Raw genomic sequence first — 12,606 nt, 5'->3', positions numbered from 1 at the left:
GTATTGAATCATAAAAAAGTCGAATTTAGATATATTGAATTCGGAGATGTTTTTTTCATTTGGTAACTAATTTTATATTAAATCTAATCTAGATCCCTACACAACACTTGCTTTCTACCGTAAAAAGAGAGATGAAATCAATGAAAATAATACTAAAGATTTTGAATACGTAGTTAATATTTATGATGGTTCTGTGACTGCATTTGAACAAACAACAATGGTTCGCCCAATTAAAGCCAAGCTAACCCTCGACAAATAACCCACTCATTAACTCAATTCTCACGCTGATTATTTAGTGTGCGATAGCTATTGGTGAAAATATGGAACACGATTTATTTAATAACAAAACAAAAACCGTGAATACTGGAATGGGGAAATTAAACTCATGATTTCGGTTATACGGTACAGCGAACAGATTGATGACATTCATTACCAGTTACAAGCAAAAGCCTGCCGCAGTCAACTATCCAAAGATTGGGAAAGCAGAAAAAATTATAAATATTATAAAGGAGCACTGTAATTATGAACATAAATAAACCCGTTATTGACGTGTGCTGTGGCTCTCGTATGTTCTATTTTGATAAAAAAGATGATCGGGTATTGTTCTGCGACAAACGAAAAGAGAGCCACATTTTATGTGACAGACGAACGTTAGAAATCAAGCCAGACATTCAAGTTGATTTTACAAACTTACCTTTTCCTGATGAAACGTTCTATCAAGTTTGTTTTGACCCTCCTCATTTAGTTAAAGTTGGCCACAATAGTTGGTTAGCAAAAAAATATGGCCAACTCGATAAATCAACATGGCAAGAAGATTTAAGGAAAGGCTTTAGTGAATGTTTTCGTGTGCTCAAAACAAATGGGACTTTAATTTTTAAATGGAATGAAACAGATATACCAGTTAAAGATATTTTAGCGTTAACTGAATATAGTCCGCTTTTTGGACACATTAGCGGAAAACGCTCTAATACGCATTGGATTTCATTTATTAAGCTATAAGGAAATGATTATGACTGAACAATTAAAACCCTGCCCGTTTTGCGGTGGCGAAGCTCGTATAGCAGTGTGTGATAGCGAGGGAAATTTGCATGATGAATCTTATGAGATTGATCCATGGTCTGGGCTTAGTTATGCCATAACACATAGTTTCATTGAAAATGAAAATTGTCCTATTTCACATTTTAATGATGTAACTCTCGGAGCAATGATTTATAACTCAAGAGAGGAGTTAATTAAAGCATGGAACACACGTATAGGTGATTAAATGATTGAAACAATTGAAGATAAAATAGAAGTTATCATAAATGACTTTGTGCATGATATCTCATTAAATGATATTGCGCTTTTAAGGCGGGAGGATGTTTACGGTGAATCTTTAAATGAATACTTTGCAGAAATAGACAGAATAAATGAACTTGAACAAAAAACCATGCCAACAATATTTAACGCAATCAAAAACAATCAAATCTCAAACATTGAAGCGATTATAAATAATCTTGGTCATGACATTATTCAGCCGGATTTAAGATTAATCCAACATGAAACCCAAACACAATATGATGAAGATATTAGCGAAATAAACAAACTATCAAATAAAGCATTTAATGCAATTATAGATTCAATGAGGCTGTTCCAGATGAACAACAGGGCATTTACAATGCTGTCGTTTGTTATAACTGCAACGCAAGAGGCAGTGAAAAAGATTCTGAAAAGAAAGCTATTTGGGCTTGGAACACGCGAATAACACACGAATTGAAAATATTACCAAAACATTTTAAGGCTGTGGAGGGTGGCGACAAAAAATCCGAAATACGCTACAACTACCGCAATTATAGGGTTGGAGATATATTATCACTGAGAGAGTGGGACGGTAGGTATAGAGGTAGACATGTTGAGGTTCGTATTACCCACATTTTAGATGATGAGAGATATTTACAAAATGGCTATGTGATGCTCAGTTTTGAGCTGGTTAAATGAGAACTAAAACAATGATTGATTCAATATTAGAACGATTTTTAAATGATGTTAAAAATCACCAATTAACAATTCATCAAAACAATGGCGTTTATCGTCATTTAACATTCAAAAACCCAGAATCAACCCATTACTATTTTAACATTACCACATATCCAGAATATCTAGTAATTACTGGCGACATGGGATCGTTAATATTCTCCAGATTAACGGATATGTTTAATTTTTTCCGTTCTGATGATTTGCGGATAAATCCTAGTTATTGGTCAGAAAAAATAGAATCAACAGGATACGACGCAAAATTGGCGAGTTATTCAGAGTTTGATATTGATATAGTGAAAAAAAATGCTCAGGAGGATTTAAATAACCATTTAGATGAGAACGACACTTTATCGAGCTATTATAGATATGAATTAACCATGGAATTTGATGAAAAAATCATGTGCGCATCTGATGAATGGGAAATAGTCGAGGCAATTAGAAATTTTAATTGCAATGGTTTTAAATTTGTCGATTTTTGGGAGTCAGATCCGAGAAAATATCTATCCAGTTACATCTGGCTATGTTACGCCATCGTTTGGGGTATAAAAAAATTTGATGAGGCGACAGATGTAACGGAGAACGAACATGAACAGTAACACATTAAAAAAATATCAAACTCAGTTAAAAAAATTAAAATCTAAACAGGACGTTTTAGGGGCAGAATTGGAGGACTGCCAACAACGTTACAACCAGATTAAAACAGAAATTTTAGAAACTCAAACGAAAATCAATGAACTTTCTAGCAGTAACAAGCTGATAGTTAGTGAACACGCAATTATCAGAGTATTAGAACGAATGTTTGAAATTAATCTAAGCGAAATTGGTCAACAAATAATTGATGAAATTCAGCCTGTTTATGAAAAAGTTGGCGACGGAACTATACCAGTTAAATGTATTGGTTTACGTGCGGTAATAAAAAATGGCGTGATAGTAACAGTTAAATGAGGTGATTAAGTGAATAAATTGGTGATGATTACTCACATGGAAGGTCAAATTGAAATAGACAAAAGTGAACGAGAATGGTGCTTATTAACCACCGTTAATGGTGACCCATGTTCTTTATGTGGGCTAGGTTTTTGTTCTGATGGTGCAGGAGACACAAGTTACATCTTTAAATCAGTTAAGCGTGGTGGAGTTACCTGCAAGGAATGCTTAAAAATAATCAATGAAATTAAAAGTTATAAATACTGAGGTGATCAATGAAACCTCGTCAAATTAAGAAAAATAGTAAACATGCTATGAGATTACTGCTCAAACTGTTTCCTGCATTATATCAAGAGCATCATTTTGAATATGACGATTGCTGGACGAACGAATATTTTACATTTGCGCCCACTGGAGGGCTTTATTTAGATTATGGAGAATGTGAGGATGTCGTATCAGCATCATTAGCACTGTTTGATGCAATTAGGTATTTTCATAAAAATTGGAATAGGCGAACTACTATACAGGTATCAGGTTGTTATGGAGAAATAGTAGAAATTCCAAAATTAAATGCGACATGGCAACAATTATTGACCGAATGCAGAAAACTAGCAAAAGCAGGGGTACGGTTTAAATGAAAAAGAAATTTAAACAACGCAAGCAACACTATTTCTTATTTGCATATAAATTTCAATGCGCAAATGGTAAAGATGGGTATGGGTGTAAAACCATATCAAAAAATAATATAAATGTAACACAAACAACCTTTAATTGCATTTGGGAATTATTAAAGAAAGATGTTGATGATGTTGAAAATATGATTATAACTTCAGTTAATTATCTTGGTTATATGACTGAAAAAGAATTTAACGATAATTGATCAATATAGGGATGGTATATGAAAAAATATAATCTAATTTACGCCGATCCACCGTGGCAATATTCGAATCAATCAACACGAGCCGCCACAAAAAAATCACTACCCCACTATGACATTCCAAGAACTTAAATCACTAAACATAAAATCAATAGCAGATAATAACAGCATATTAATTATGTGGTATACGTCTGCATTTGCAAGGCAAGCTGATGCGCTAGCCACTCATTGGGGTTTTGAGGTTAAAACTATGAAATTGTTTACATGGGTGAAATTAAATAAAAACTATCATCAAAACATAACCAAACAACTAAAAAAACACGGTTGTATGAATTCTGAGGACGTTTTTAATTTAATTAACGATCAGCTGAGATTTGGATTAGGTAATTATACTCGTGCAAATAGTGAGGATTGTTTGATTGCTGTTAGAGGTAAAGGCATTCAACGAATTAATAAATCAGTTAGCCAGATAATTTTAGCCCCGATAGGGGCGCATAGCGCAAAACCTCAGGAGGCACGAGACCGAATAGTTCAATTATACGGAAATGTACCGAGGGTTGAATTGTTTGCCCGTCAGAACGTAAACGGTTGGGATGCGTGGGGTAATGAATGCATAAATGATATTGAATTAGGAGAATAATAATGACAAAAGATTACACAATTGAAGATCCCAGATATAGCAGAACTCAAGTATGCGCGTATGTGGGAGGGATAGATCAAACTACGTTAGATAAATGGATAGCTGCGGGAAAGTTTCCAAACCCTGATTTATATCTCGGCAGGCATCCTCGCTGGAAGCTATCCACTATCAACGCATATCTATCTCAAAAAGAAGAACAATACCAATCATGCGGTTAAACCATCTATATAATCCGCATACCACTGCATCATCTCACGCCTACCCTCCAAATATTGTGCGTGGTTATAAATACCTCGCACACTTCCTTCCTCATGATTTAATTGTTTCTCTATCCAATCACGATTAAAGCCATGCTCATTTAAAATACTCGAAAACTGATGCCTAAAGCCGTGCCCACTTGCACGGTTAGCAAATCCTAATCGCCGAATAACATGAAGGATTGCGCCATTCGACATCGGTTTTGATGGATGGTTCCTATTCGGAAAAACAAATTCACCATGTCCAGTTATTGGCTGTAAAAATTTTAATATGTCTATCGCCTGAGTAGCTAAAGGTATCAAATGTACCCTATCTTTTTTAACAACTTCTTCATCAATCGTTGCCAATTTCTGCTCAAAGTTAATATTTGACCATTTTAATGTAAGAAGTTCTATTGTACGCGGGACGGTATATATCAAAAGCATAGTTGCATACCGTGTTAATATATTGCCAGAGTACCCTTTAAGCGACTTTAAAAATTCCGACATTTCAGCATCGGTAGCTAAAAAAGGGAAATTTTTTGACTGAGTTTTAGCCATTGCACTTGATAGTTCAGCGGTTGGATTAACCTCCGCCCTACCCGTAATAATTGCATATCGGAATACTTCACCGCATCGCATTCGCGCTTTTTTTGCTATTTCTAAAGCACCACGATTTTCAATAGCTTTTAATACCGTTAACATCTCAAGTGGTTTGATTTTATTTATCGGTTCGTTACCGATAAATGGGTAAATATCGCGCTCAAATATACTAATAATTTCATTTGCATATTTTTTTGACCATGTCAATTTTTTAGATGAATGCCATTCGCTTGCAATTGATTTAAAAGTATTGTCACTTTCAACATTAGCTAATAAAGCACTTTTTTTGCGTTCAAAGCTTGGGTCTTTACCGTGAGCCAATAGTTGTCTAGCAAGTTCTTTTTCATTGCGAGCCTCGGACAAGCTAATATAAGGATATTTGCCAATCGTTAAGGTTTTCCTTTTACCGTTGAACTGATAATCGTACCGCCATGACTTAGTCCCTGATGGTGTAATATACAAATATAAGCTTTCAAAATCTGGCAACTTATAGGGCTTATCTTTGGGTTTTGCTGAATCAATGGCTTTTATAGTTAGCATAATTACGGTATTTTTTGTTGCGGTATTAAAATATACCGTAAATATACCGTTAATAGATTGTCGTTGTCAATCGTATACAATCGTATCTGGTCGTATTAAAAAACATTAAAATATCAGGCTAAATAAGGTTCTAATCGTATTGAGTCGTATTGAGTCGTAGATGGAATGGCGTCCCCTACAGGATTCGAACCTGTGACCTACGGCTTAGAAGGCCGTTGCTCTATCCAGCTGAGCTAAGGAGACGCGGATTGGATTTACTAAATTAGCGTAGAGTATTATATAAAGCTTTTTTGATCCGTCAACGTTTTTTAGAGGTTTACTAAGTTAGATAGACAAAATATCATCAATTTAACCAGATAACCTTGTTAATAAAAAATTTTTTGATGTTAAATTTAATATTAACAATTAACAAAAAAGGGGATTTTTTATTTTTAGTCTTCAACCTATATCCCATTTCCTCAACTTTTCACTTTAAATTTCAGTTATAAGTGAGTGAAATAACTTTATTGCTTACTTATTTTATCCGATATGGAAGTCGCTTATTTCGCATTGGCTATTTGAGCTTTTAGCATTGCTAGTCGACTTTGAGCTTGTTGCATTTTCTGTTCAGGCGATAACGCGTTTGTCTGATTGTGCCAAGCTAAATCATCCTGGGGTAATTCTAATAAGAATCGACTTGGCTCAACATATACCGTTTCACCAAACTGTTTACGTTGGCGACTAAATGAAAATGTCAGCTCACGCTGTGCTCGGGTTATACCAACATATGCAAGACGACGTTCTTCTTCGATATTATCTTCGTCGATACTCGTTTGATGCGGTAAGAGTCCTTCGGACATGCCAATCAGATAAACATAGGGAAATTCCAAACCTTTCGAAGCGTGTAATGTCATAAGCTGTACTTGATCCAGACCTTCTTCGGTTTCATTACGCTCTAGCATATCACGCAAAGTAAATCTTGCTACAGCTTGTTCTAAGGTCATACTTTCGTCAATATCATCACCTTGTAACATTTCATTTAACCAAGTAACTAATTGTTCAACGTTACGCATTCGCATCTGACCTGCTGTGGGCGATGCTGAGGTTTCATAGATCCAACTTTCGTAATGAATGCCATGTAATAGTTCATGGATGGTATCCATTGGATCTGTATGTGATTTTTCAATTAATGAATCAAACCAATGAATAAAAGTAAGCAACGTTTCCATCCGTTTACTCGAAAGTAGTTCCTTCAAGCCCATATCATGACTTGCTTGATATAAACTCACACCTCGATGATTTGCCCATTCACCCAGTTTTTGAATCGTTACCGGACCGATTTCCCGTTTTGGAGTATTAATAATACGGATAAAAGCATTATCATCATCTGGATTGGTCAATAAACGCAAATATGCCATAAGATCTTTAATTTCAATACGCGCAAAAAATGAAGTACCCCCTGAGATTCGATATGGAATGCGATATTGCATTAGCATTTTCTCTATTAAGCGAGATTGATGATTACCTCGATATAATATGGCATATTGACCATAATGGCTGTTGTTAGCAAAACGATGTCCAATCAGATCATTTACTACTTTTTCAGCTTCAGACTCTTCATTATCCGCAGATAGGACACGTAATGTTTCACCATAATGCAGTTCAGAAAAGAGCTTTTTTTCAAAAATGTGAGGATTATTTTCGATTAAAATATTGGCCACTTTTAATATACGACCAGATGAACGATAATTTTGTTCCAGTTTGATGACTTCTAAATTAGGAAAATCTTGGTTAAGTAAAACTAAATTTTGTGGACGGGCACCACGCCAGGAATAAATAGATTGATCATCATCCCCGACTACTGTAAATTTCGCTCTGTCACCAACCAGTAACTTAATAAATTCATATTGACTTGTGTTAGTATCTTGGTATTCATCTACCAACAAATAACGTATTCGATTTTGCCATTTTTCGCGGACTTCTTCGTTATTTTTTAATAATATAGTTGGTAATAAAATTAGATCATCAAAATCCAATATGCTACACGCTTTTAATTGTTTTTCGTAGAGTTGGTAGCAATGAGCAAAAAGCTTTTCTTTATTGGTTTGAGCCCGTGCCATAGCAATGGTTGAATCAACGATATCATTTTTCCAGTTTGATATAGTAGCGCGTAGTTGATTAATGAGATCTTTATCGCCTTCCAACCATTTCTGAGTCAATTCTTTCAGTAACGCCGTTTGATCGTGATCATCAAATAATGAAAAATTGGATTTGATTCCTAGATGTTGATATTCTTTCCGAACAATATCAAGTCCTAAAGTATGGAAGGTGGAGATTTTTAGTCCTCTTGCCTCTTGTTTATTGATTGACTGAGCGATACGTTCTTTCATTTCACGTGCAGCTTTATTGGTAAAAGTAACTGCAACAATATGTCTTGGTAAATACTCTTTAACCCGAATTAAATAGGCAATTTTATTAATAATAACCCGAGTTTTTCCAGATCCAGCACCAGCAAGAACAAGGCATGGACCTGAAACATATTCAACCGCTTTTTGTTGACTTAAATTTAAACGCACAGAATATAAACCATTAAGAAAATTGGCGGCTAGTATATAACGATACAGTAGCTGCGTGCAATTGTAACAAATTAGACATAAATTTTATTGAATAAAGGATAACGCTGTTTCTACAACCTCAATACCTGCACCTTTTTTATGAGCATTTTCGCTAAGGTAACGACGCCATTGTCTTGCCCCTTTACAACCATTAAAAATACCCAGTGTATGGCGCATAATATGATTTAGCTGGACACCTTGTATTAGTTGTTGTTCAAGGTAAGGATAAAGTGCCCGAATCGCTGTTTTAGGTTCGATGATTGGCAAATCAGATCCAAAAATCTGTGAGTCAATATGGGTGAGCAATAATGGATTTTGATACGCTTCTCGCCCAACCATGACGCCATCGACATGACTTAGATGTTGTTTAATTTCATCCAGAGTTTTTATGCCACCATTAATAGCAATAGTTAAGTTTGGGTAATCTTGCTTAAGCTGATACACACGATCATAATCAAGTGGTGGCACTTCACGATTTTCTTTAGGACTTAAGCCAGATAACCATGCTTTTCGAGCATGAACAATAAAAGTATTGGTATAAGGCATAACTGTATCAATAAATCTACGCAAAAAATCATAACTGTCAAAATCATCAATTCCAATTCGTGTTTTAACTGTAATGGGTATATCGATCTGATCTTGCATCTGCTCAACACAATCCGCTACTAAATCAGCTTTCCTCATTAAACATGCACCAAACATACCATTTTGCACACGATCTGATGGGCAACCCACATTTAAATTGATTTCGTCATATCCACGTTGTTGTGCCAATTTTGCGCATTGTGCAAGTGCTTTAGGATCGCTACCTCCTAATTGTAAACTAATTGGATGCTCTTCATAGTTGAAAGCCAAATAATCACCTTTACCAAATAATATTGCGCCCGTTGTGACCATTTCGGTATACAAAAGCGTTTGTTTGGTTAAAATTCGATGAAAATAACGACAGTGTTTATCAGTTAGATCCAGCATGGGTGCAACAGAGAAATGATTTAAATTGATTTTTTTTTGCAAACTTACCTCGACATAAAAAAAAAGTATTAACTTATTCTTTAATTTAGATCGAGATCCATAATATAAGGAATTAATAGAGATATCAATGAAACAAGCATTATTTCAATTAACACTGGAGAAAATTTAATAATAACAGATAAGATTTATTGCATCTATGCAACTGAGTTTTCGAGTTATTGTTATAATAAGTAATGGGCTTTCTTGTTTAGGTAGCATTAAATCTATTATCGGTATTCCAACAGTTATCGCTGGTGTAAAACGGTTAAAGCACAAAGTTCATTTAGTTTAGCCGTAAATCTGCAAAGAGATGGGGGATTTTGTTGCAACCATTACAACAATTCATGATGATTAAAAATTCTACTCAACCACTTTTATTTGTAAACATTTATTTTTAAATATTTTAAATGATACTTGTATTTATTGCTTCTTTTTCTCATTACTCCTATTAAATGCAGATTGCCAGTCACGACAGTTTATCTTCATCATGTTTCACTGTTTTAAACATAGAGAGTAAAAACCTCGAGATTTCACGAGGTTTCTCCTTAAAAATGCAATAAGAATGCGATCAAGATGGTAGATTAAATGGTTATTGATTATTGAGACTATCGCCATCATCAGATTGTATTTCAACATGATCCGAGATTTCTTGTTTATTCATTTCTTCTAAAGATTTTGAACCTTCCAATGCTGAAACTTTAATGTCTGTCACTTTACCCATTTCATCAAAATAAATGGAATACGTTCTTTGACTAATATTTTCATGCTGTGGCTGTTGACGGAAAACATAATACCAAACATTATCACCGAAAATGGAAGTTAACATTGGTGCGCCCAAAATAAAGACAACTTGATCTTTTGTTTGACCAACTTTTAATAAATCAATTGCTTCTGGTGTCACATAATTACCTTGATTGATGTCAGGTCGATACACCCAATGTTCAACAACTGAACAACCAGTTAATAAAATACTAGTTAAAATTACAAACGAGGTAAATTTACGAAACGGCATCTACACTTAACCTATTTTTGAGAATTTAATGTTGCATATTATCGCTGATATTTTAGCTGAGTGCTAGCCAAATTAATAAATTCTTTCCCAATTGTGTAATAAAACAGTAATCCTACTTTGTTAATTTAAATTACTGCTTGACATTTATTTCCTTATCTACAAACTAATTAATCTATTTATAAATTCTATCCATTAACCATTAAAGGTAAAAAATGAAATTAGAAACAATCGATCAAAAAGCAAGTTATGCTATTGGATTACAAATTGGTCAACAATTAAAAGATTCAGGCCTAAATAATTTAGATCTCAATGCATTAAAATTTGCAATGGAAGATGTCTTAACAGGTAATCAACCTGCACTTCCACTACAAGAATTGCATGATGCACTGCGCCATGTACATGAACAAGCAACGAAAGAAAAAGCCAAACAAGCCGAAAAAATTGCGCAAGAAGGCAAGGATTTTCTTACCGAAAATCTAAAAAAAGATGGCATCAAATCGACCGAATCTGGTTTACAGTATGAAATCATTACTGTTGGTGAAGGTGCACTACCTAAAGCAACTGATCGTGTACAAGTTCATTATACTGGTCAATTAATTGATGGTACCGTGTTTGACAGTTCTGTTGAACGGGGTCAACCTGCTGAATTCCCTGTTAATGGCGTGATACCTGGTTGGGTTGAAGCTTTACAACTTATGCCTGAAGGTTCGAAATGGCGTTTGTATATTCCTCAAGAACTTGCATATGGGCCACAAGGTGCTGGCGCATCAATTCCACCCTACAGTACATTAATCTTTGATGTTGAATTATTGAAAGTTCTATAAATAATTATGGACGCAAAAGCGTCCATTCTCTTTTTAGTTATGATGTGTTTTTGGTAAAAAATAAGAAGTAAATTCCTCTAAAAACAAGAAAAATAGATGTTGCCGATTTAATAATACAAAGTGGAAGCAATAAGACTGCAAGTAACAACACAAATTAAGTACCATTTTGCTAACCAAATAATTTGCAATTGGCATAGCAATACCTGCAAAGCATACCAATAGCAATAATACCTTAAAAGAGACTGCGGTTAAAACTAAGAATGTTAGCCGTAGATTAAAAACATACACATACTTAGTTTAAATCAACCGAAGAGCATTGTTAAAATGGATGCTGTAGCGACGATATTCCAACCCAAATACCATGAAAAATGCATAACAATTCTAAATATTTTATTTGTTACTCTTTTAATGCCCTCTCATTTAAGTTTAATACTGTGTATAAGTTATTTATTTTCCGCTATAATGCCAGCAACTATCGACAATAGACAAAAGTGTAAGGAAAGTTATATGTCTACAAACTTTATTCGTATTGCTGTCGCAGGTGCCGGTGGCAAAATGGGACGACAACTTATTCGGTCTGTTGCGCAAATCAGTGGCGTAACATTAGGCGCAGCATTTGAACGTGAAGGTTCATCTCTTATTGGCTCTGACGCGGGTGAACTTGCTGGAATTGGTGTTTGTGGAATTAACGTATCTGACAAACTCGACCAAGCAAAAGATCAGTTTGACGTACTCATTGATTTTACTCGTCCCGAAGGCACATTAAATCATTTAGCTTTTTGTGTCGAAAATAAAAAAATGATGATCATTGGTACAACTGGTTTTGATGATGCTGGAAAACAAGCCATCGCTGATGCGGCTAAGAAAATCGGCATTGTTTTTGCTGCTAATTTTAGCGTAGGAGTCAATTTAGTACTTAAGTTGCTTGAGAAGGCAACTAAAATTATGGGTGATTATAGTGATATCGAGATCATCGAAGCACATCATCGCCATAAAGTTGATGCTCCCTCAGGTACAGCTTTAGCTATGGGTGAAGCGATTGCCGAGGCACTAAATTGTGATTTAAAAGATCGAGCAGTTTATTGTCGTGAAGGTCATACTGGTGAACGTCCTGAAGGCGCCATCGGCTTTGCTACTATTCGCGCTGGAGATATTGTTGGTGAGCATACTGCCATCTTTGCTGATATTGGTGAACGAGTTGAAATTAGCCATAAAGCATCCAGCCGGATGACCTTCGCCAATGGTGCTGTACGCGCAGCATTGTGGCTAGCCAAACAACCTATTGGTTTGTATGACATGCGTGATGTCCTTAATTTAAACAGTTTATAA

The 12,606-nt window shown here is 35.1% G+C and carries 16 protein-coding genes and 1 tRNA gene; 12 read left to right on the top strand and 5 right to left on the bottom strand.

Annotated elements, in window-relative coordinates:
• Positions 1-522: 522 nt before the first annotated feature.
• The 10 genes from J4T76_RS09985 (at position 523) to J4T76_RS09945 (ending at position 4,457) form a co-directional block, all read left to right on the top strand.
• Positions 523-999 carry a class I SAM-dependent methyltransferase gene (locus J4T76_RS09985; protein ID WP_267363232.1) on the top strand — a complete coding sequence of 159 codons (477 nt, stop codon included), beginning with the start codon at positions 523-525 and terminating at the stop codon, positions 997-999.
• Between the two features lie 10 nt (positions 1,000-1,009).
• Entirely contained in the window at positions 1,010-1,264 is a 255-nt protein-coding gene (locus J4T76_RS09980; RefSeq protein ID WP_267341298.1) for a Lar family restriction alleviation protein, read from the top strand.
• A complete protein-coding gene (locus J4T76_RS09975) occupies positions 1,265-1,744 on the top strand; it encodes a hypothetical protein (RefSeq protein ID WP_267363229.1) in 480 nt (159 codons plus the stop codon).
• Positions 1,745-1,782: 38 nt separating this feature from the next.
• Positions 1,783-1,977, top strand: coding sequence for a DUF3850 domain-containing protein (locus J4T76_RS11920; protein WP_443135243.1), 195 nt, complete (start codon positions 1,783-1,785; stop codon positions 1,975-1,977).
• A complete protein-coding gene (locus tag J4T76_RS09970) occupies positions 1,974-2,612 on the top strand; it encodes a hypothetical protein (protein WP_267355876.1) in 639 nt (212 codons plus the stop codon). The genes J4T76_RS11920 and J4T76_RS09970 overlap by 4 nt, the downstream gene beginning before the upstream one ends.
• A complete protein-coding gene (locus J4T76_RS09965) occupies positions 2,602-2,961 on the top strand; it encodes a hypothetical protein (RefSeq protein ID WP_267355878.1) in 360 nt (119 codons plus the stop codon). Before J4T76_RS09970 ends, J4T76_RS09965 begins: the two co-directional genes overlap by 11 nt.
• A gap of 9 nt (positions 2,962-2,970) precedes the next feature.
• Positions 2,971-3,207, top strand: coding sequence for a hypothetical protein (locus J4T76_RS09960; protein WP_267355880.1), 237 nt, complete (start codon positions 2,971-2,973; stop codon positions 3,205-3,207).
• An 8-nt stretch (positions 3,208-3,215) separates the two neighbouring features.
• Positions 3,216-3,578 (top strand): hypothetical protein, encoded by a 363-nt coding sequence (locus J4T76_RS09955; RefSeq protein WP_267355881.1) that lies wholly within the window; start codon positions 3,216-3,218, stop codon positions 3,576-3,578.
• On the top strand, positions 3,575-3,820 hold the full coding sequence (locus J4T76_RS09950) for a hypothetical protein (RefSeq protein ID WP_267345933.1): 246 nt from the start codon (positions 3,575-3,577) through the stop codon (positions 3,818-3,820). Before J4T76_RS09955 ends, J4T76_RS09950 begins: the two co-directional genes overlap by 4 nt.
• 109 nt (positions 3,821-3,929) lie before the next feature.
• A complete protein-coding gene (locus tag J4T76_RS09945; RefSeq protein WP_267355883.1) occupies positions 3,930-4,457 on the top strand; it encodes an MT-A70 family methyltransferase in 528 nt (175 codons plus the stop codon).
• Between the two features lie 206 nt (positions 4,458-4,663).
• Here J4T76_RS09945 and J4T76_RS09940 read toward each other — a convergent pair whose 3' ends face one another.
• From J4T76_RS09940 to bamE, 5 genes are all read right to left on the bottom strand, one after another.
• Entirely contained in the window at positions 4,664-5,839 is a 1,176-nt protein-coding gene (locus tag J4T76_RS09940; protein WP_416380238.1) for a tyrosine-type recombinase/integrase, read from the bottom strand.
• Positions 5,840-6,002: 163 nt separating this feature from the next.
• Positions 6,003-6,079 (bottom strand) — tRNA-Arg (locus tag J4T76_RS09935).
• Positions 6,080-6,375: 296 nt separating this feature from the next.
• Entirely contained in the window at positions 6,376-8,391 is a 2,016-nt protein-coding gene (rep, locus tag J4T76_RS09930) for a DNA helicase Rep (RefSeq protein ID WP_267341305.1), read from the bottom strand.
• Positions 8,392-8,475: 84 nt separating this feature from the next.
• On the bottom strand, positions 8,476-9,402 hold the full coding sequence (gene dusA, locus J4T76_RS09925; RefSeq protein ID WP_416380237.1) for a tRNA dihydrouridine(20/20a) synthase DusA: 927 nt from the start codon (positions 9,400-9,402) through the stop codon (positions 8,476-8,478).
• A gap of 628 nt (positions 9,403-10,030) precedes the next feature.
• Positions 10,031-10,453 (bottom strand): outer membrane protein assembly factor BamE, encoded by a 423-nt coding sequence (bamE, locus tag J4T76_RS09920; RefSeq protein ID WP_267341307.1) that lies wholly within the window; start codon positions 10,451-10,453, stop codon positions 10,031-10,033.
• A gap of 212 nt (positions 10,454-10,665) precedes the next feature.
• Here bamE and J4T76_RS09915 point away from each other — a divergent pair, with 212 nt between their 5' ends.
• On the top strand, positions 10,666-11,277 hold the full coding sequence (locus tag J4T76_RS09915) for an FKBP-type peptidyl-prolyl cis-trans isomerase (RefSeq protein WP_267341308.1): 612 nt from the start codon (positions 10,666-10,668) through the stop codon (positions 11,275-11,277).
• 507 nt (positions 11,278-11,784) lie between these two features.
• Complete coding sequence (gene dapB / locus J4T76_RS09910) at positions 11,785-12,606, top strand: 4-hydroxy-tetrahydrodipicolinate reductase (protein WP_267345920.1); 822 nt, start codon at positions 11,785-11,787, stop codon at positions 12,604-12,606.

The sequence above is a fragment of the Gilliamella sp. B3022 genome, from assembly GCF_028751545.1.
In the GTDB taxonomy this organism is placed as follows: Bacteria; Pseudomonadota; Gammaproteobacteria; order Enterobacterales; family Orbaceae; genus Gilliamella.
Note: the sequence above shows the minus strand (reverse complement) of the source record. Positions and strands in the feature narration are given on the sequence as shown.